The sequence below is a fragment of the Corynebacterium sp. SCR221107 genome (genome assembly GCF_027886475.1).
In the GTDB taxonomy this organism is placed as follows: Bacteria; Actinomycetota; Actinomycetes; order Mycobacteriales; family Mycobacteriaceae; genus Corynebacterium.
On the sequence record NZ_CP115670.1, the window covers coordinates 2,417,242 to 2,435,229 of the forward strand.

Below are 17,988 nucleotides of genomic sequence, written 5' to 3' on the forward strand. Positions count from 1 at the left end.
TTGCCTTTTGTCTTTTTGCCTTTTAAGGCGCTCAACCGAGGAAGGTCCTTTCCACCCTGCGCGCACACGCAACCAGCTCGCGGGCATACCCCGGCCCATGCGTCACCGCATGTACCGCCAGCGGGTGCAATTGGTGCAGGGGTAGGTGGGCACGCCAGCCGCCGGGAAGCCCTGATTGCGCCTCGTATCCCGCAAAAACGGCCTCCTGGAATGGGCAGCCAAAAAGATCGAGCATGGCTAGATCGGTCAGGGGGTGCCCGCCGTGGGCCGCCGGATCGATAAATACCGCACCCTGGGTCGTAAACAGCAGGTTTCCTGCCCACAGGTCGCCGTGGATCCGGCTTGGCTGGTGGCTGAACCCGGAAGTAAAAGCCTGCTCGGCGGCCTGTTTTTCGCCGAGGCGGGAAAGAAGCTGGCTGAGCCGTGCCGCGTCATCGGGTAGGAGGTTTCCCACCGCAACTGCGCGCTCGAGGAACACCTCGACCCGCTGCGTGGCATAAAACTCCCACCAATCGGCGGTGGGCTCACAAGGTTGGGTCTGGGTTCCGATGTAATTCGGCCCCTCCCAACCAGCCGGTGGGCTGCCGTAGGCGGGCGCGCCCTGGGCATGGATCCGGGCCAGCTCGCGGCCTGCCTCGAACGCCGCCTCCCCCGTAGGATCGCACGGCTGCACCCGCTTCGTCGCCAGATATCCCTCGGCAACATCCACCACCTCGGCTACCGGCCCTCCGGACTCCCCGAGCCAGGCAAGCCCGGCCGCCTCACACTGGGCAGCCGATGGTCCAGTGGGGCGCTTGATAAACACCTCGATTGAGTTCACGTCTAACCAAAATAGTCCGCCTCAAGCGCGGCTCGCGGAAAAACTCCCACACGTGGCACCGTCGGCGGACTCCATTGTTATCTCTTCGTGGTTTAGTAGCGTTCCGGCTCATCACCCAGGTCGAAGTGGCGCCCCGACATGGTCTTCGGGCTCACGCGCACCCAGTTGTATTTCAAGGTAGGCACCCACGGCTTCAGCGGCAGTTCGTCTGCACGCTGAATTTCATCGAAATCAGTCACGGTGGCGGCATCGCCCTTGAGTACCACCGACCATGCCTCCTCCCCCGCAACGTGGTCGACCTCGAAAAGAACATCGGCATTGAGCGCGAGGCTAAACAGCTTGTTGCCCTCGCCCGTGCGGAAATAGACAGCCCCTTCGCTGACCACATAGTTCACGGGGAAAATATCCATGTCATCCTTGCGACGCACCACGATGCGCCCGAGCGACTGCGTTCCCAGAAACTCCCAGATCTGCTGCTCGTCAAGGATGGTGATTGGGTCGTTGCCTTCAACGTAAGTCATGGTTCAATTGTGACACTTGCTAGCCTGATTGTGTTTGCTTTGCCCGTTTTACGGGCATGCATTGCCCCTTTTAGGGTTAGCCCAAGCCGAGTATTCGCTTGCCGACGACCACTATCCCCGCATGAAGAAACGTTTAAGTGCCATTGCGGCCGCAGGCCCAGCCGTTCCACACATGTCACTGACATTCCCGGAGCCGGTGTCATTTTATGCGGGAGTGCGGCCTTGGCAAAGAAAATGACGAAACCCCCAGCCCGGTGGACTGAGGGTTTCTTCTTCGGTGGAGCTAACGGGATTCGAACCCGTGACCCCCACACTGCCAGTGTGATGCGCTACCAGCTGCGCCATAGCCCCGAAGTAATGCAGTGCGCTTTGCGCTTGCATGGGACATATTACGTGCCCCTCGGAAGAAAAACAAAACGGCAGGTCACCAACGTTTTGCGATGGTCGCCCCAAGCATCTAACGATGCGAATTCCAGCCGCTACAGATCGCAGAGCCGCAAGGAAAGCAAAAAAGCGCAGAACCCACCCTCCGGAAGGTTCTGCGCTGGGGTCAGCAAGAACAGCTACGGACCAATTAGGCCGTCGCCTGCTCAACCCACGTCTCAAGGCTCGAGGTGACCTCGGTGCCGTCGATGAAAACGCGCGGGGAGGAAACCTGGCCACCTACCTCGGTGAGGTGATCGGCATTCTTAGTTGCGTAGTCGCGGAAGGTCGCCATCTCGGAGCCGTCCTTAATCTTGTTAACGGTGTCCTCATTTGCGCCGTACACGCCCGCAATCTCGCCGAACTTGGCGTTGTCCCACTGTCCGTAGATCTCCTCCTGATCGGTCATGAGCAGGGAGCGGAAGTTCCAATAAGCCTTGGCATCGCCAGACTTGGCAACAAGAGTAGCTGCGGTGCCGGCACGGGTGGAGTTGCCCTCCTCAGCGCCACGATCGAGGAAGTTCAGCGGGTGGATGGTCACCACGATCGTGCCGTCCTCGAGGGCCGTCTTCATGTCAGCGTCGGTAGCGATGGCCAACTCAGAGCAGTGGGGGCAGGAGTAGTCCTCATACAGGTCGATCTTGGCCGCGTCGGCAGCAGCGTTGGCGGAAGCCAGGGTAATGGTGGAATCCTCGGCTGTTACCTCGAAGGAGACATCCTCCTTAGGCCGATCCGCATACTCGCTGTTGGCAGCCTCCTTGCCGTTGATCACAATGTAGGCGACCACCGCGGCGACGACGACCACCAGGGCCAGCAGCGCCCATAGGAAGCTATTGGACTTCTCATTTGGGTTTTTAATTTTGTTGCTCATCAATCCATCCTCTAGTGGGGACTTGGGTCGGGTGCCCATCCACGGCACATAATCTTATCGTTAATCGGTAGGACATCTGGGTCATGGATAAAGCGCAAACCTCCGGTAGGGGCGATAGGCCGTCCATATCGACATGAAGATGAGGACTACATCGCGCAAGATGGTGCGCAGATAGTCCATGCCTGCACCATCGGGCGTGGCCTTCTCGCCGAAGCAACCACAGTCAATGGTCAGCCCGCGCACCCAGGCTTGCGAGATGCCGATAATAAACAGCACCAGCACCACAGCCGAGAGCCAGCCGGACTTGCGCAGGAAAATCCCCGCTATAAGCAGGAATGCCCCGGCGATCTCCAGCGGACCTATCACCTGTGCGATAGCAAGCGAAAATTCCTTACCAAAGATCTCGTACGCCTCCACGGATTGTGCAGTATGTACGGTTCCCTGTTTGATTTTCTCAAACCCGGCAACCAGCCAAACCGCGGCCAACCCGTAGCGGGATAGGAAGCCAATGATCTCCCCTATCTGCCAACGCCTGATGCACGCGCGAGATTGAGAAGTATTGCCAGCCACGCCTTGCACTCTAGTAGACCCTGCTCCCTCAATAAAAGAGGGCGACATCAATCAACCGAAAGTTTGTGATGTTATATCAACATAAACTTTCGGTTGATTCAAGTTACCGCCCCAAGAGATTTCCTTTAACCTCGGCTTTAAGCGCCGCCACCTTGGAGAACCTCAGATACCAAGGCCTGAGCCGCAGCCTGAACCTCCTGTAGGTGATCTTCGCCACGGAAGGACTCCGCGTAGATCTTGTACTTGTCCTCCGTGCCGGAAGGACGAGCCGCGAACCAAGCATTTTCGGTGGTGACCTTGAGTCCACCGATCGCGGCGCCGTTGCCCGGCGCCTGCGTCAACTTGGCCACAATCGGCTCGCCGGCCAAGGTGGTGGCCGTGACCTGCTCCGGCGACAGCGCCTTCAAGATCGCCTTCTGCTCGCGATTAGCCTCGGCATCCGTACGCGCATAGGCTGGCGCGCCATAGGTGGCGGCCAGTTCCGCGTAGCGGGCGGACGGGGTCTTTCCGGTCACGGCTGTGATCTCGGAAGCCAGCAGGTCGAGGATAATGCCATCCTTGTCCGTCGACCAGACTGTGCCATCGTGACGAAGGAAGGAGGCGCCTGCGGATTCCTCGCCGCCAAAGCCGACGGAGCCGTCGATGAGGCCTGGCACGAACCACTTGAAGCCCACCGGCACCTCCACAAGCGTGCGGCCTAGGTTGGCCACCACGCGATCGATCATGGAGGAGGACACCAGGGTCTTGCCCACGGCCGTGTCCGCCGCCCATCCCGGGCGGTGGGCAAACAGGTAGTCGATGGCTACGGCGAGGTAGTGGTTCGGGTTCATCAGACCCGCGTCGGGGGTGACGATGCCATGGCGGTCAGCGTCGGCGTCGTTGCCGGTGGCGATGTCGTACTTGTCGCGATTGTGAACAAGTGAGGCCATGGAGTTTGGCGAGGAGCAGTCCATTCGGATCTTGCCATCGGTATCCAGCGTCATGAACCGCCAGGTGGCATCCACCAGCGGGTTGACCACGGTGAGGTTGAGCCCGTGGGTCTCCCCGATCGCGCCCCAATAGTCCACGGAGGCGCCACCCATGGGATCCGCGCCGATGGCCAGCCCGGAGTTGCGGATGGCCTCGATGTTGACCACATTCGGCAGGTCGGCCACGTAATTGCCGAGGTAGTTGTGCTTGACGGTGCGCGGGTCGAGGACGCCTGCGACGCTGGTGCGCTTCACACCGGCAAGCCCTGCGCGCAGGAGATCGTTGGCGCGGGCTGCGATCCAGTCGGTGGCGTCGGTGTCGGCGGGACCGCCGTTTGGCGGGTTGTACTTAAAGCCACCGTCGCGCGGCGGGTTGTGGGATGGGGTGATAACAATGCCGTCAGCACGCTTCGGGTCGGTGCCCGTCACGCCGCCGGCCAGTGTGGCATTGTGGGCGAGGATGGCATGGGAGACCGCCGGGGTTGGGGTGTAGCGCCCGCGGTCGTCGACAAGCACGGTGATGTCGTGCGCCAACAGCACCTCCAGCGCGGAGATCATCGCCGGCTCGGACAGGGCGTGGGTATCGCGGCCGATGTAGACGGGGCCGCCGATGTTGTTGGCCACGCGGTAGTCGACGATGGCTTGGGTGGTGGCGAGGATGTGCGCCTCATTGAAGGCCGTGTCGAGCGAGGATCCGCGGTGGCCGGAGGTGCCAAACACCACCTGCTGATCCGGGTTGTCAGCGTCCGGGGTGCGCGTGTAATAGGCCGTGACCAGCTCTGCAATGTCGATCAGATCCTCGGGAAGTGCCACCTGACCTGCGCGGGGGTGTGCCATAGAAGTCTCCTTCGCTTAGAGTACGTTGCCACCCTTTGTAAAAACACCCTCGCCCATGCGCATCGGCCCGTTGGAAGGTGCTGTGATTCTAAAGGGCATACCATCTTCTATTGTCACCCCTTTTGGCCACCGGCGCATGTCTTTGCAAAGAAAAACACCCCGTCACCATCAATCAGGCCGATTCATGGTCGGGGCGTTTGCAGCAGGTCATTGCGTCGCGGGGGTTAGGCGTACAAAGAGAACTTCTTGAAAGGACGGAAATAGGTCCACATCATGAGGACGATGTAAAAGACATCGCGTGCGATCGTCTTGGAGTAGTTCATGCCGACTTCGTCACTGAGCCCTTCGGCGCCGAAGCAGCCACAGTCGGTGACAATGCCCCGCGACCAGGCCTGGGCGATGCCAATAATGAACAAGGTGAGCACGATCGTGCCGATGATGGCGGAATGACGCAGGAAGATGCCCAGCAGCAAGAGGACTCCGCCTGCAATCTCTAGCGGGGCAACCAGTGGCGCAAGCCCGTTAGCCCAGGCATCCGTGAAGATGTCGTAGCCCTTGATCGATTGGGCGGTGTCCATGTTGTGTCCAAGTTTGGCCACACCCGCCTTAATCCAGATATAAGCCATGTAGAAACGGGCGATGAAGCTAATCACGTCCAAGACGGTGGTCTTGTTCAGGGCGAATCGACGTGCCGGCGTCGTCTGCGTACTCATGGAGATCACAATAATGCCCCACGGGTCCAGTGAAAAGTTGTAGGTTATGTCAACAATTGTGGCGCCTCGAAGCCGCCGCCCTTCGATCTCCCCTTCCTCGCCTATACCAGCAGTTTTATGCACGATCGGGCATCGTGTGAAGTTCCCCATTTGATTCTTCTCCCACGGCTTCAAAGCCCACTCGACCGCCGCGTATGCAGGCGCTCCTATACTTCTTTCTCATGGGACAAGCACTCATTGTTGGCGTCGGCGCAGGAATAGGCGCGCTTGCCCGCTTCGGCCTCGGGCTCATTGCTCCCGGTGCTCCAGGACTAGTCATTTTGTTGGTTATCAACGCCGTGGGCAGTTTCTTCATGGGTAGGCTGCGCCCGCCTGCGTTCTGGGGCACCGGCTTTCTTGGCGGTTTTACGAGTTTTTCCTCGTTTGGGTTGGCACTGACGCAGCCGCCCACAGCAGGCATTGTCGGCAGCGTCGTCTATGGTGTTGCCACCGTTGCTTCCTGCATCGCTTGTTGGTGGCTCGGGGACATGCTTGCCGACGCCAAGGTGGCCGCCGCATGACGGCGACCACGACCCTGGCTGCCATAGCGGCGGTCGCCACCGGCGGGATGATCGGCGGGATGACGCGCTATCTCCTAGCCCAGACGCTGCCCAGCAGGTGGGGCACGTTTACCGCCAACATGCTCGCTTGTCTCATCGTGGGCTTCGTGACCGAAAAGGCGAATACCCAGGCGCTGTCTCCCGGCCTTTATGCCTTCGCCGTAGCTGGGCTTGCCGGTGCCACCTCGACGTGGTCGACGCTGGCAAAGGAACTGGGTAATCTGCTCAAATCGAAGAAATATGCCCAGTGTGTGGGGTATCTGTTGGCAACCGTGTCGGCCGGGGTGGCCCTCGTTTATGTCGGCGCGCAACTGGGCTAGACACGCTGTTTCACAAGCTGCGGCTGGCGACGTCGGAAAGCACGAAGAGGCCCACCAGGGGCCTCTTCCTTGTTTGACATTAGTCGGCGATTGCTTCTAGTGGCGGGGTCTTAGCGGCCTGACGAGCAGGCCACACAGCCGCGATGATGCCGACCACGATGGAGCCAAGCAGCACCCAGCCGAGCATGGTCCACCCCACGGCGATCGTGTCGAGGCCTTGCTCGGAAAGGACCTTCAAGAAGGACCAGCCGAGTCCCAGACCCAACACGATGCCAGTGACCGCGCCGTAGAGGGCGATCTGGACCGACTCAATGGTGATCATCGTGCGAATCTGGCCACGCTGCGTACCGACGGCACGCAACATGCCTATTTCCTGGCGGCGCTCGATCACATTCAACGCCAGGGTATTGATGATACCGATCACGGCCACGATCACCGACAATGCGAGGAGCGCATACAAAATGTTGAGCATCTGAGTGATGCTTGCGACCTGCTCACCTGCGTATTCCTGGGCCGTGCGCACCTGAACGACCAGGTATTCGGACACAGTGCGCTCCAGGTTTTCCCGCAAGCTGGGATCGGAGCCACTAACCAAGAGCGCGATAATGTTCTCGCTGGCATCGCGGGCGGTCCCAGCAACCGTGGCATCGGACAGCTGCATATTGCCCAGCAACGCCGAGGCGCCATAGGTTCCGATCAACGTCGCCTGGCCCAGGTCTTCTCCTAGTAGACCGACCACCGGATAGGCCTGCCCGATGGACCACCCGTTGGCGGCCGCGAAGTCCTTATCCGCGATGAAAACACCCTCGGCAGAAAGATCGAAGGAACCCTCCGCGTCCTTGAGGTTGATCACCTGCGAAACATCGCCGGTGGCGACATTTGTGAACGCCGGTACCTGTGGCGCAGGCGACTCGCGGGAGTGCTTCCCGTCGATGGTGAGCTGGGAATAAGCCATTTGGGTCAACGACTCCACGCCCTCGGTGTGAAGGACTGCCTCGGGCACTGCAGTAGGCACCGGGAAGCTGCCATCGCCTGGACCCGAGAGCACGAAGTCGGCGGCCACCTCGGTGTCGACTATGTCATCGACGCTGGCGCGCATCGTTGCCGACAGCATGCCAATCGTGGCCACAAGAGCCACGCCCAACGTAAGCGCAAAGGCCGTCGTCGCCGTACGGCGCGGGTTGCGGCGGGAATTGGTGGCCGCCAACTGCCCCACCGCACCAAACGGCAGGCCGAGCACGCGGCCAAACAGGCCCACCACGGGAATCGAAATAGCAGGAGACGCCATAAAAAAGCCCACGATGCACAGGAATGCACCCACGCCGATTCCGATCGCGGCCTTCTTCGTCGACCAATCCTCCGCCCCAAGGGCAACAGCGACCACGACGATACCGGCGAGCATCCCCACGCACCCGATGACGGTACGAACCTTCAAAGAGCTGCCAGCGGCGGTCTCCGTCTGGCGCATAGCCTCCACTGGGCGTACGGCTCCGGCTCGCCGGGCCGGTGCCCAGGCGCTGACCACCGTGACGACAGTTCCCAGCACGATCGGGATCAGTACCGAACGGGTGTCGAGCCCGGTGGTGGCCGCATCCATCGGCATGCCCATGGTGCTCATCACCGCCTGGATAAGCTGCACCAGGCCAAGACCGGCCACCACACCCAGAGCCGAACCTATAATGCCGACGATCAGCGCCTCCACGACTACCGAGGCGGTCAGCTGGGTCTTCGACACGCCCAGGGCGCGCAGCAAGGCGAACTCGCGAAGCCGTTGCGCGACCAACATCGCGAAAGTGTTGGCGATGATAAAAGTACCCACCAGCAAGGCGATGAGGCCAAAGGCAACGAGGAAGTAATTCACAAAGCTCAAGGCTTGGCGGATTTGCTTGGTCAGCTCCTCCGACAGGCTGGCCGCTGACTTGAACACCACCGTTGGGTGGTTGGCGCCTAGAGCTTCCACCAAATCGGCGTCGTGCTTGGTTGCGCCCTCCACCAAAAGCGAGCGCACACCCCATTGCGAGGAATAGCGGGCTTGGTAGGCAGCCGCGTCCATGTATACGCCCACGCCATGCGTAGCCCCGGCTTCCTTCTCGATGATCCCGGCAACCCTATAGCGATGTTGTGCTGCAGGATCGACCACGATGAGCTCATCTCCGACCGTGATGCCATACTCCTGAGCCGACCCCTCATCGATGGCTACCTCTGCATCGCCCATTGGCGCCGCACCATCGATAATCGGCCGGGCCTGGCCCACAGCGTCTTCGACCGGGTACCACGGAAGCAGGACAGAGCTACCTGCCCCTACCTGAAGTGGCTCCTTTTCCCCCTTCGCCACAACCACGGTGGTTGATTCATAAAGATTGACCTTGGCAAGCTCGGGATCGGCTTTGATGGACTCCAGCTCTTCAGTGCGAATGAGCCCGGTGTCCGAGGACACCACGGCATCGACCCCGCCGAGGTTGTCAGCTACCGCGCTGTCGAATACAGCATTGAGCGAGTTGGTGAACATCATCGCGCCGGACACGAAGGCAGTACCGAGGACGACTGCGATGATGGTGAGGAAAAGTCTGATCTTATGAGCAAGCACTGAACGAATGCTCAACCGCGCCATGCTCACTGCTTGTCCTCGATTCCGGACATCGTCTGCAAAATACTATCCACGGTTGGGTTACGAAGCTCGGAAACGATGCGCCCGTCAGCCAGGAAGATGACCCGATCAGCATAGGAGGCCGCACGGGGATCATGGGTGACGATCACGACGGTTTGCTTGTCATGATCGACCGCCGTACGCAGGATGGAAAGTACCTCCGCCGATGAGTTGGAATCTAAGTTGCCAGTTGGCTCATCGCCGAAGATAATCGCGGGCTGCGCGACCAGCGCGCGGGCGCAAGCAACGCGTTGCTGCTGCCCACCAGAAAGTTCAGCCGGACGGTGCTTTAAGCGTGGAGTAAGGCCCAGACGCTGGGTGACCTCACCAAACCACTCCTGATCCACCTTCTTGCCCGCAATGTCTAGGGGCAAAGTGATGTTTTCAGCAGCTGTTAGCGTTGGCACGAGGTTGAAGCTTTGGAAAATGAAGCCCAACCGGTCACGCCGCAAACTGGTGAGCTGTTTATCGTTGAGGCGTGCGAGGTCCGTTTCCCCGATGTAGGCGGCTCCCTGGCTGATGCCATCCAGCCCAGCCATGCAATGCATGAGGGTTGACTTGCCGGATCCCGAAGGACCCATGATCGCGGTAAACTCCTGCGCTGCGAACTCCACATTGATTCCTTTGAGCGCCGTGACGGCGGTGTCACCGGAACCATATATTTTGAGCAAATCGACAGCGCGTGCGGCCGCGAGAGAATTCATAGAAAGACTCCTTGTACGTAGTTGTATACAGCGTACTTGGCCATACGTCGAAACGACGAACGGGGTGTCTGTGATGCGAAAAAACGGTGGGCACCGGGGAAGGGGGTTCTTCCTTGGTGCTCACCGTTTTGTTGTGAAGTTTTTGGTCGGCGGTGACTTACTCTCCCACACCCTCCCGGGTGCAGTACCATCAGCGTGATTGGGCTTAGCTTCCGGGTTCGGAATGGGACCGGGCGTGTCCCCAATGCTATGACCACCGACACGTGTTGTTGGAACTATAGGTTGTTTGTTGGTGTTGGTGTTGTGTTAGATACTGCATAGTGGACGCGATGATATTGTTGTTGTTTTGTTTTTAGCAGGATGTTTGTTGTTTGTTGGTTAATTAGTACCAGTCGTCTGCACATCTTGCGATGCTTCCAACTCTGGCCTATCAACCCCATAGTCTGTGGGGTACCTCGAATGAAACCTCATCTTAAAACAGGCTTCCCGCTTAGATGCTTTCAGCGGTTATCCCTTCCGTACGTAGCCAACCAGCGCTGCTACTGGCGTAACAACTGGCACACTAGAGGTACGTCCGTCCCGGTCCTCTCGTACTAGGGACAGCCTTCTTCAAGTTTCAACGCGCGCGGCGGATAGAGACCGAACTGTCTCACGACGTTCTAAACCCAGCTCGCGTGCCGCTTTAATGGGCGAACAGCCCAACCCTTGGGACCTACTCCAGCCCCAGGATGCGACGAGCCGACATCGAGGTGCCAAACCATCCCGTCGATATGGACTCTTGGGGAAGATCAGCCTGTTATCCCCGGGGTACCTTTTATCCGTTGAGCGACACCACTTCCACACGTAGGTGCCGGATCACTAGTCCCTACTTTCGTACCTGCTTGAGCTGTCACTCTCACAGTCAAGCTCCCTTGTGCACTTACACTCAACACCTGATTGCCAACCAGGCTGAGGGAACCTTTGGGCGCCTCCGTTACATTTTAGGAGGCAACCGCCCCAGTTAAACTACCCACCAGGCACTGTCCCCAACCCAGATCATGGGCCAAGGTTGAGGTGCTCAATCCGATCAGAGTGGTATTTCAACTTGCGACTCCACACCACCTAGCGATGATGCATCAACGTCTCCCACCTATCCTACACAAACCGAACCAAACACCAATACCAAGCTATAGTGAAGGTCCCGGGGTCTTTTCGTCCTGCCGCGCGTAACGAGCATCTTTACTCGTACTGCAATTTCACCGGGCCTGTGGTTGAGACAGCAGGGAAGTCGTTACGCCATTCGTGCAGGTCGGAACTTACCCGACAAGGAATTTCGCTACCTTAGGATGGTTATAGTTACCACCGCCGTTTACTGGGGCTTAAATTCTCCGCTTCGCGCACCGCAAGGGTGTGCTAACAGGTCCTCTTAACCTTCCAGCACCGGGCAGGCGTCAGTCCGTATACATCAACTTCCACGTTTTCGCACGGACCTGTGTTTTTAATAAACAGTCGCTTCCCTCTATTCTCTGCGACCACCACCAGCTCAATCAGTCTGTCACCAGCAGTGGTCCCCCTTCTCCCGAAGTTACGGGGGCATTTTGCCGAGTTCCTTAACCACAGTTCACCCGAACGCCTTAGTATTCTCTACCTGACCACCTGTGTCGGTTATGGGTACGGGCCATGTACACACTCGCTAGAGGCTTTTCTCGACAGTATAGGATCACCAACATCCCCAACAATGGGTACGCATCACGCCTTACCCTTATATGTGATACGGATTTACCTATATCACGGGCCACACGCTTACACCACAATCCAATAAGTGGCTTGGCTACCAACCTGTGTCACCCCATCACTTGGCTACTACCAGATCAGGTCCCACGCACGCCCACCACAGATACAACAAGTTGCATATTGTGATGCTTGTGGGTGGTTAGTATCCCCGATTCACCATTGGGCGCGTATACACGGGTACCAGAATATCAACTGGTTGTCCATCGACTACGCCTGTCGGCCTCGCCTTAGGTCCCGACTCACCCTGGGAAGATTAGCTTAACCCAGGAACCCTTAGTCATCCGGCGGATATGTTTTCCACATATCATTCGTTACTCATGCCTGCATTCTCACTCGCACACACTCCACACCATCAAGTTACCCAGGTGCTTCATCGTCGTGCACGACGCTCCCCTACCCAACCAACAAATGTTGATTGCCGCGGTTTCGGCGGTGTACTTGAGCCCCACTACATTGTCGGCGCAGAACCACTCGACCAGTGAGCTATTACGCACTCTTTCAAGGATGGCTGCTTCTAAGCCAACCTCCTGGCTGTCTTCGCGATCCCACATCCTTTCCCACTTAGTACACGCTTAGGGGCCTTAACCGGCGATCTGGGCTGTTTCCCTCTCGACCAACGGAGCTTATCCCCCGCAGTCTCACTGCCGTATTCTGACTTCACTGGCATTCGGAGTTTGGCTGACATTGCTAAGATTGTGGTCCCGCTCAACCAACCAGTAGCTCTACCTCCAGGAAGAAACACACGACGCTGCACCTAAATGCATTTCGGGGAGAACCAGCTATCACGGAGTTTGATTGGCCTTTCACCCCTACCCACAGCTCATCCCCTCAGTTTTCAACCTAAGTGGGTTCGCGCCTCCACAGCATCTTACTGCTGCTTCACACTGGCCATGGGTAGATCACCCCGCTTCGGGTCCAGAACATGCCACTAAAAACACCCTCGTTAGGATTCGCTTTCGCTACGACTACCCCACACGGGTTAACCTCGCGACATGCCGCTGACTCGCAGGCTCATTCTTCAAAAGGCACGCCATCACCCCACACAGAGGCTCTGACGGATTGTAAGCACACGGTTTCAGGTACTATTTCACTCCCCTCCCGGGGTACTTTTCACCATTCCCTCACGGTACTATTCCGCTATCGGTCAACTTGAGTATTTAGGCTTACCGGGTGGTCCCGGCAGATTCACAGCAGATTCCACGAGCCCGCTGCTACTCGGGGACACCAACAACACAACCAACACCACCTTCACGTACGGGACTCTCACCCTCTACGGCAGGTCATCCCAAACCACTTCCGCTAACAGCATTGACATTGCGCACCCAGCTGGCAGACCAGGAACAGTTGAACCCCACAACACCACACACACAACCCCTGCCAGGTATCACATGCACATGGTTTAGCCTCATCCACGTTCGCTCGCCACTACTAGCAGAATCACAATTGTTTTCTTCTCCTACGGGTACTGAGATGTTTCACTTCCCCGCGTAACCCCCACACCAGCTATGAATTCACCAGTGGGTAACCGCACATAACCACGGCCAGGTTTCCCCATTCGGACATCCTCGGATCAACGCTTTATTGGCAACTCCCCGAGGCTTAACGCAGCCTTACACGTCCTTCATCAGCTCAAGCTGCCAAGGCATCCACCGTGTGCCCTTAACCAAACAACACACACACAAAAAATTGCCAAAGACAAAAAATACTAAAAACAAAGAACAAGAAAAATAATAATTCTCACCCCACCCACACAACACACAGTCATGCAGGCACAATGAAATTACATCGCGTCCACTATACAGTTCTCACACAACACACCCCACCACCACCAACCACCCACACCCCACAAAAAAAGAGGCACAAAAAAAGGCAGCAGTAGCAGCAAGGCCACCAGAAACACACACATGCATGTTCCAGACACCCAACAGCACACCAACACACACAGTTTGAGAAACACAAAAAACCAGGACTGCAACACACAAGGTGGTGCGTATCATCCAGTCGATGCCACAAACCCCAACACCAGCCACACCCACCGTGTGGCACACATTCGTGTCGGGGTGGCGTGTTCCACCCGGATTAGAAAAAACAAATGGTGACTAACCAGCCACCAACACAAAAAAATATATGCTCCTTAGAAAGGAGGTGATCCAGCCGCACCTTCCGGTACGGCTACCTTGTTACGACTTCGTCCCAATCGCCGATCCCACCTTCGACCACTCCCTCCCCACAAAGGGGTTAGGCCATGGGCTTCGGGTGTTACCAACTTTCATGACGTGACGGGCGGTGTGTACAAGGCCCGGGAACGTATTCACCGCAGCGTTGCTGATCTGCGATTACTAGCGACTCCGACTTCATGGGGTCGAGTTGCAGACCCCAATCCGAACTGAGGCCGGCTTTCAGCGATTCGCTCACCCTCACAGGCTCGCAGCGCGTTGTACCGACCATTGTAGCATGTGTGAAGCCCTGGACATAAGGGGCATGATGATTTGACGTCATCCCCACCTTCCTCCGAGTTAACCCCGGCAGTCTCTCATGAGTCCCCGGCCGAACCGCTGGCAACATAAGACAAGGGTTGCGCTCGTTGCGGGACTTAACCCAACATCTCACGACACGAGCTGACGACAACCATGCACCACCTGTATACAAGCCACAAAGGGAAAGACCATCTCTGGCCCAGTCCTGTATATGTCAAGCCCAGGTAAGGTTCTTCGCGTTGCATCGAATTAATCCACATGCTCCGCCGCTTGTGCGGGCCCCCGTCAATTCCTTTGAGTTTTAGCCTTGCGGCCGTACTCCCCAGGCGGGGCGCTTAATGCGTTAGCTACGGCACAGAAGTCGTGGAAGACCCCTACACCTAGCGCCCACCGTTTACGGCATGGACTACCAGGGTATCTAATCCTGTTCGCTCCCCATGCTTTCGCTCCTCAGCGTCAGTTACTGCCCAGAGACCTGCCTTCGCCATCGGTGTTCCTCCTGATATCTGCGCATTCCACCGCTACACCAGGAATTCCAGTCTCCCCTACAGCACTCAAGTTATGCCCGTATCGCCTGCACGCCCGAAGTTAAGCCCCGGAATTTCACAGACGACGCGACAAACCACCTACGAGCTCTTTACGCCCAGTAATTCCGGACAACGCTCGCACCCTACGTATTACCGCGGCTGCTGGCACGTAGTTAGCCGGTGCTTCTTATACAGGTACCGTCACCAAAGCTTCGTCCCTGTCGAAAGAGGTTTACAACCCGAAGGCCGTCATCCCCCACGCGGCGTCGCTGCATCAGGCTTGCGCCCATTGTGCAATATTCCCCACTGCTGCCTCCCGTAGGAGTCTGGGCCGTATCTCAGTCCCAATGTGGCCGTCCACCCTCTCAGGCCGGCTACCCGTCGACGCCTTGGTAGGCCATTACCCCACCAACAAGCTGATAGGCCGCGGGCTCATCCCTAACCGAAAAAACTTTCCACAACCGACACTAAACGATTGTCCTATCCGGTATTAGACCCAGTTTCCCAAGCTTATCCCGAAGTTAGGGGCAGATCACCCACGTGTTACTCACCCGTTCGCCACTCGAGCACCCAGCAAGCTGGGCCTTTCCGTTCGACTTGCATGTGTTAAGCACGCCGCCAGCGTTCGTCCTGAGCCAGGATCAAACTCTCCACAAAAAACAAGAAAAAACATCTTGAATCAAAAAGGTCAGGAAAGCCTGAAACCAGACAAAAAACAAACAACCAGCCCACAACACAACAAAATGTGTCGCAAAAATGATTGTCCAAAAAAATAGATGAAAAAACATGTGTGCCGCCATCCGACGAGGAAAAACACGACACACAAACACGTCAAAGAAACAAAAACCATTCCCCAACATGCATCATCAACCAGCATTAATATTTCACAAGCAAGCAACTACTCGCCGGCCACACCAACACCAACCAACAACACACACCACAAGAAACAATCCCTGCTCCCCAAACAAAGCAAACCACAAAAAAGTGATTCACCAGTGCATTGGTACACTATTGAGTTCTCAAACAACATGAACACACGAATTAGACGCGAATTGTGAATCCACAACCTCAACGCGGTCCGAGAGATCAAGCTACCATCGAATCGAATTCAATGTCAAACCTGATGTTCATCTCGTTGCCACCAGCTTCTAACCACAATCCTTTAAACAAGGCTGTGTCAGCAGCGCCGGCGACTCGCACTAAGTTACACACAGCCTCCAACGAACACAAATTCCCAGCTCAGACGCCATAAAACGAAAAAGGCAGCCGACACAACAGCGACTGCCTGACGCGTAAACAACCTTTCAACGTCGGAAAGCGACTACCCGCTACTCGGATACGCGGGTGATCTCGGCGCCAAGTTTTTGCAGGATTTCCACGAAGTGCGGATACCCGCGGTCAATATGGAAGACGTCATGGACTTCAGTGATGCCATCGGCGCACAGGGCGGCCAGCACCAGTCCGGCACCCGCACGGATATCAGAGGACCACACCTTGGTCGAGGACAATTGCTCGACCCCACGCAGGACGACGTGATGCCCGTCGACGGTTGCATCGGCACCCAGGCGCGTCATCTCATCGACGAATCGGAAACGCGCTTCGAAGATGTTTTCAGTTATCACTGAAGAACCCTCGGCAATAGCGGAGATTCCAATAGCCATCGGCTGCAGGTCGGTTGGAAATCCTGGGAAAGGCAACGTCTGATAGTCCACCGCCGCCGGGCGATGATCCATCCGCACGCGGAAGCCGTTTTCATAGGTTTCGATGTCCGCGCCCGCGACTTTTAACTTTTCCAGCGGAAGGTGCAGGTGGCGCGGTGCGATGCCACCGACCGTGATGTCGCCACGAGTCATAGCGGCGGCATAGGCCCAGGTGCCGGCGACGATGCGATCCCCGATGACCTCATGGGTGGTGGGACTGAGCGTGTCCACCCCGTCGATGGTGATGGTCGACGTGCCCTCACCCTCAATCTTCGCCCCCATCTCCTTTAGCATCACACACAGGTCGACGATCTCAGGCTCACGGGCCGCATTGTCCAAGACCGTGCGCCCTGTCGCCAAAACCGCAGCGGTAAGGATGTTTTCCGTCGCGCCGACGGAAGGAAAGTCCAAGGTGATCTCGGCTCCGTGCAGCTCGCCCGCCTCGGCGACGACCGCTCCGTGGTGGATCCGGGTGGTGGCGCCGAGCTTTTCTAGGCCGGACTGATGCATATCCAGTGGGCGCGACCCGATGGCATCGCCGCCGGGTAGCGCCACCACCGCGCGGCCGCAGCGCGCGGTCAGTGGTCCTAGGACACACACGGAGGCGCGGAGTTGCCGCACGGCATCGAAGTCCGCGTCGGAAGAGACTTCATGCGGGGTGGTGATGCTCACCGTCTCCCCGTCAATGGTCACGGAACATCCCAGTCCTTCGAGGACGTCTTTCATAAGGGGAACATCGAGGATTTCGGGGCAGTTCTTCAGCACCGTGGTTCCCTCGGCCAACAGTGCTGCCGCCATGAGCTTGAGCACGCTGTTCTTCGCGCCACTTACTTTCACGGCACCACGCAGGGCGGCACCGCCGGTCACGAGAAATTTGTCTTTCACCCCCCTAACCCTACCCAACTGGCGGACACGGCGCGTCCGCCTCGTCTACGGTGGGCATTATGGCAGTTCACTTGACCAAGATTTATACCCGCACCGGCGATGACGGCACGACCGCGTTGTCCGATTTCTCCCGAGTTTCCAAAAACGATCCCCGGCTTGAGGCCTACGCCGACTGCGATGAGCTCAACGCCACCTTGGGTGTGGCCGTGGCCGTCGGCATGCCGGACAAGAACGTTGCCGATTGTATTGCGCGCATTCAAAATGAACTCTTTGATGCAGGCGCTGATCTTGCGACCCCGAACAGGCAGGATTTGGGCTACGAGCCTTTAAGGATCACGCAGGACTACATCGATCGCCTCGAGGCCGATTGCGATCGTTTCAATGAGAAGCTTTCCAAGCTGGACTCGTTTATCTTGCCCGGCGGCACCCCCGCGGCGGCCTATCTTCACCTAGCGCGCACCATTGCCCGACGCGCTGAGCGCGCGGCATGGGTCGCGTTCAACGCCTTCCCCGAGACCACCAATGTCGCGCCGGCCAAATATCTCAACCGCCTTTCTGATCTGTTGTTTATCCTCTCCCGCGTGGCCAATAACAGCAACGACGTACTCTGGGTGCCCGGCGGTAAGCGTTAGT

Annotated in this window: 12 protein-coding genes, 1 tRNA gene and 3 rRNA genes; 3 read left to right on the forward strand and 13 right to left on the reverse strand. The window is 57.7% G+C overall.

Annotated elements, in window-relative coordinates; all coding sequences use genetic code 11:
• Positions 1-31 precede the first annotated feature (31 nt).
• The 7 genes from PAB09_RS10455 to PAB09_RS10485 form a co-directional block, all read right to left on the reverse strand.
• The gene (locus PAB09_RS10455; RefSeq protein WP_442873667.1) at positions 32-820 is read right to left on the reverse strand and encodes a fructosamine kinase family protein; all 789 of its coding nucleotides are present in this window, start codon (positions 818-820) and stop codon (positions 32-34) included.
• Positions 821-912: 92 nt separating this feature from the next.
• Positions 913-1,341, reverse strand: coding sequence for a pyridoxamine 5'-phosphate oxidase family protein (locus PAB09_RS10460; protein ID WP_271033604.1), 429 nt, complete (start codon positions 1,339-1,341; stop codon positions 913-915).
• Positions 1,342-1,619: 278 nt separating this feature from the next.
• Positions 1,620-1,692, reverse strand: a tRNA-Ala gene (locus PAB09_RS10465).
• Positions 1,693-1,915: 223 nt separating this feature from the next.
• Positions 1,916-2,635, reverse strand: a complete 720-nt coding sequence (locus PAB09_RS10470; protein ID WP_271033605.1) for a DsbA family protein — start codon at positions 2,633-2,635, stop codon at positions 1,916-1,918.
• 81 nt (positions 2,636-2,716) lie between these two features.
• Entirely contained in the window at positions 2,717-3,205 is a 489-nt protein-coding gene (locus PAB09_RS10475; RefSeq protein WP_271033606.1) for a MauE/DoxX family redox-associated membrane protein, read from the reverse strand.
• Between the two features lie 137 nt (positions 3,206-3,342).
• Positions 3,343-5,010, reverse strand: a complete 1,668-nt coding sequence (pgm, locus tag PAB09_RS10480; RefSeq protein ID WP_271033607.1) for a phosphoglucomutase (alpha-D-glucose-1,6-bisphosphate-dependent) — start codon at positions 5,008-5,010, stop codon at positions 3,343-3,345.
• 224 nt (positions 5,011-5,234) lie between these two features.
• Positions 5,235-5,723 (reverse strand): DoxX family protein, encoded by a 489-nt coding sequence (locus PAB09_RS10485; protein WP_271033608.1) that lies wholly within the window; start codon positions 5,721-5,723, stop codon positions 5,235-5,237.
• 221 nt (positions 5,724-5,944) lie between these two features.
• On the opposite strand from PAB09_RS10485, the gene PAB09_RS10490 reads away from it, so the two are divergent.
• Both PAB09_RS10490 and PAB09_RS10495 read left to right on the forward strand, forming a co-directional pair.
• Positions 5,945-6,283 carry a fluoride efflux transporter family protein gene (locus tag PAB09_RS10490; RefSeq protein ID WP_271033609.1) on the forward strand — a complete coding sequence of 113 codons (339 nt, stop codon included), beginning with the start codon at positions 5,945-5,947 and terminating at the stop codon, positions 6,281-6,283.
• Positions 6,280-6,642, forward strand: coding sequence for a FluC/FEX family fluoride channel (locus tag PAB09_RS10495; RefSeq protein WP_271033610.1), 363 nt, complete (start codon positions 6,280-6,282; stop codon positions 6,640-6,642). The genes PAB09_RS10490 and PAB09_RS10495 overlap by 4 nt, the downstream gene beginning before the upstream one ends.
• A gap of 79 nt (positions 6,643-6,721) precedes the next feature.
• On the opposite strand, the gene PAB09_RS10500 is transcribed toward PAB09_RS10495, so the two are convergent.
• The 6 genes from PAB09_RS10500 to murA form a co-directional block, all read right to left on the reverse strand.
• Positions 6,722-9,253: an ABC transporter permease gene (locus PAB09_RS10500; RefSeq protein ID WP_271033611.1), complete on the reverse strand. Its 2,532-nt coding sequence runs from the start codon at positions 9,251-9,253 to the stop codon at positions 6,722-6,724.
• A gap of 2 nt (positions 9,254-9,255) precedes the next feature.
• Positions 9,256-9,993: an ABC transporter ATP-binding protein gene (locus tag PAB09_RS10505; protein WP_271033612.1), complete on the reverse strand. Its 738-nt coding sequence runs from the start codon at positions 9,991-9,993 to the stop codon at positions 9,256-9,258.
• A 144-nt stretch (positions 9,994-10,137) separates the two neighbouring features.
• Positions 10,138-10,254: ribosomal RNA gene (gene rrf, locus PAB09_RS10510) — 5S ribosomal RNA — on the reverse strand.
• 102 nt (positions 10,255-10,356) lie between these two features.
• Positions 10,357-13,439 (reverse strand): 23S ribosomal RNA (locus PAB09_RS10515).
• Between the two features lie 465 nt (positions 13,440-13,904).
• Positions 13,905-15,427, reverse strand: a 16S ribosomal RNA gene (locus PAB09_RS10520).
• Together the 16S, 23S and 5S rRNA genes form the textbook arrangement of a ribosomal RNA operon.
• 671 nt (positions 15,428-16,098) lie before the next feature.
• Complete coding sequence (murA, locus tag PAB09_RS10525; protein ID WP_271033613.1) at positions 16,099-17,355, reverse strand: UDP-N-acetylglucosamine 1-carboxyvinyltransferase; 1,257 nt, start codon at positions 17,353-17,355, stop codon at positions 16,099-16,101.
• Between the two features lie 59 nt (positions 17,356-17,414).
• Between murA and PAB09_RS10530 the strand changes: the two genes are divergently transcribed.
• Entirely contained in the window at positions 17,415-17,987 is a 573-nt protein-coding gene (locus PAB09_RS10530; RefSeq protein ID WP_271033614.1) for a cob(I)yrinic acid a,c-diamide adenosyltransferase, read from the forward strand.
• The last annotated feature ends 1 nt before the right edge of the window (position 17,988 follow it).

What these genes read in the sequence shown, in the direction of transcription:
- PAB09_RS10460 (WP_271033604.1), bottom strand. Translation starts at nt 1,341, where the DNA reads ATGACTTACGTTGAAGGCAACGACCCAATCACCATCCTTGACGAGCAG.
- PAB09_RS10470 (WP_271033605.1), bottom strand. Translation starts at nt 2,635, where the DNA reads ATGAGCAACAAAATTAAAAACCCAAATGAGAAGTCCAATAGCTTCCTA.
- pgm (WP_271033607.1), bottom strand. Translation starts at nt 5,010, where the DNA reads ATGGCACACCCCCGCGCAGGTCAGGTGGCACTTCCCGAGGATCTGATC.
- PAB09_RS10485 (WP_271033608.1), bottom strand. Translation starts at nt 5,723, where the DNA reads ATGAGTACGCAGACGACGCCGGCACGTCGATTCGCCCTGAACAAGACC.
- PAB09_RS10490 (WP_271033609.1), top strand. Translation starts at nt 5,945, where the DNA reads ATGGGACAAGCACTCATTGTTGGCGTCGGCGCAGGAATAGGCGCGCTT.
- PAB09_RS10495 (WP_271033610.1), top strand. Translation starts at nt 6,280, where the DNA reads ATGACGGCGACCACGACCCTGGCTGCCATAGCGGCGGTCGCCACCGGC.
- PAB09_RS10500 (WP_271033611.1), bottom strand. Translation starts at nt 9,253, where the DNA reads ATGGCGCGGTTGAGCATTCGTTCAGTGCTTGCTCATAAGATCAGACTT.
- PAB09_RS10505 (WP_271033612.1), bottom strand. Translation starts at nt 9,993, where the DNA reads ATGAATTCTCTCGCGGCCGCACGCGCTGTCGATTTGCTCAAAATATAT.
- PAB09_RS10530 (WP_271033614.1), top strand. Translation starts at nt 17,415, where the DNA reads ATGGCAGTTCACTTGACCAAGATTTATACCCGCACCGGCGATGACGGC.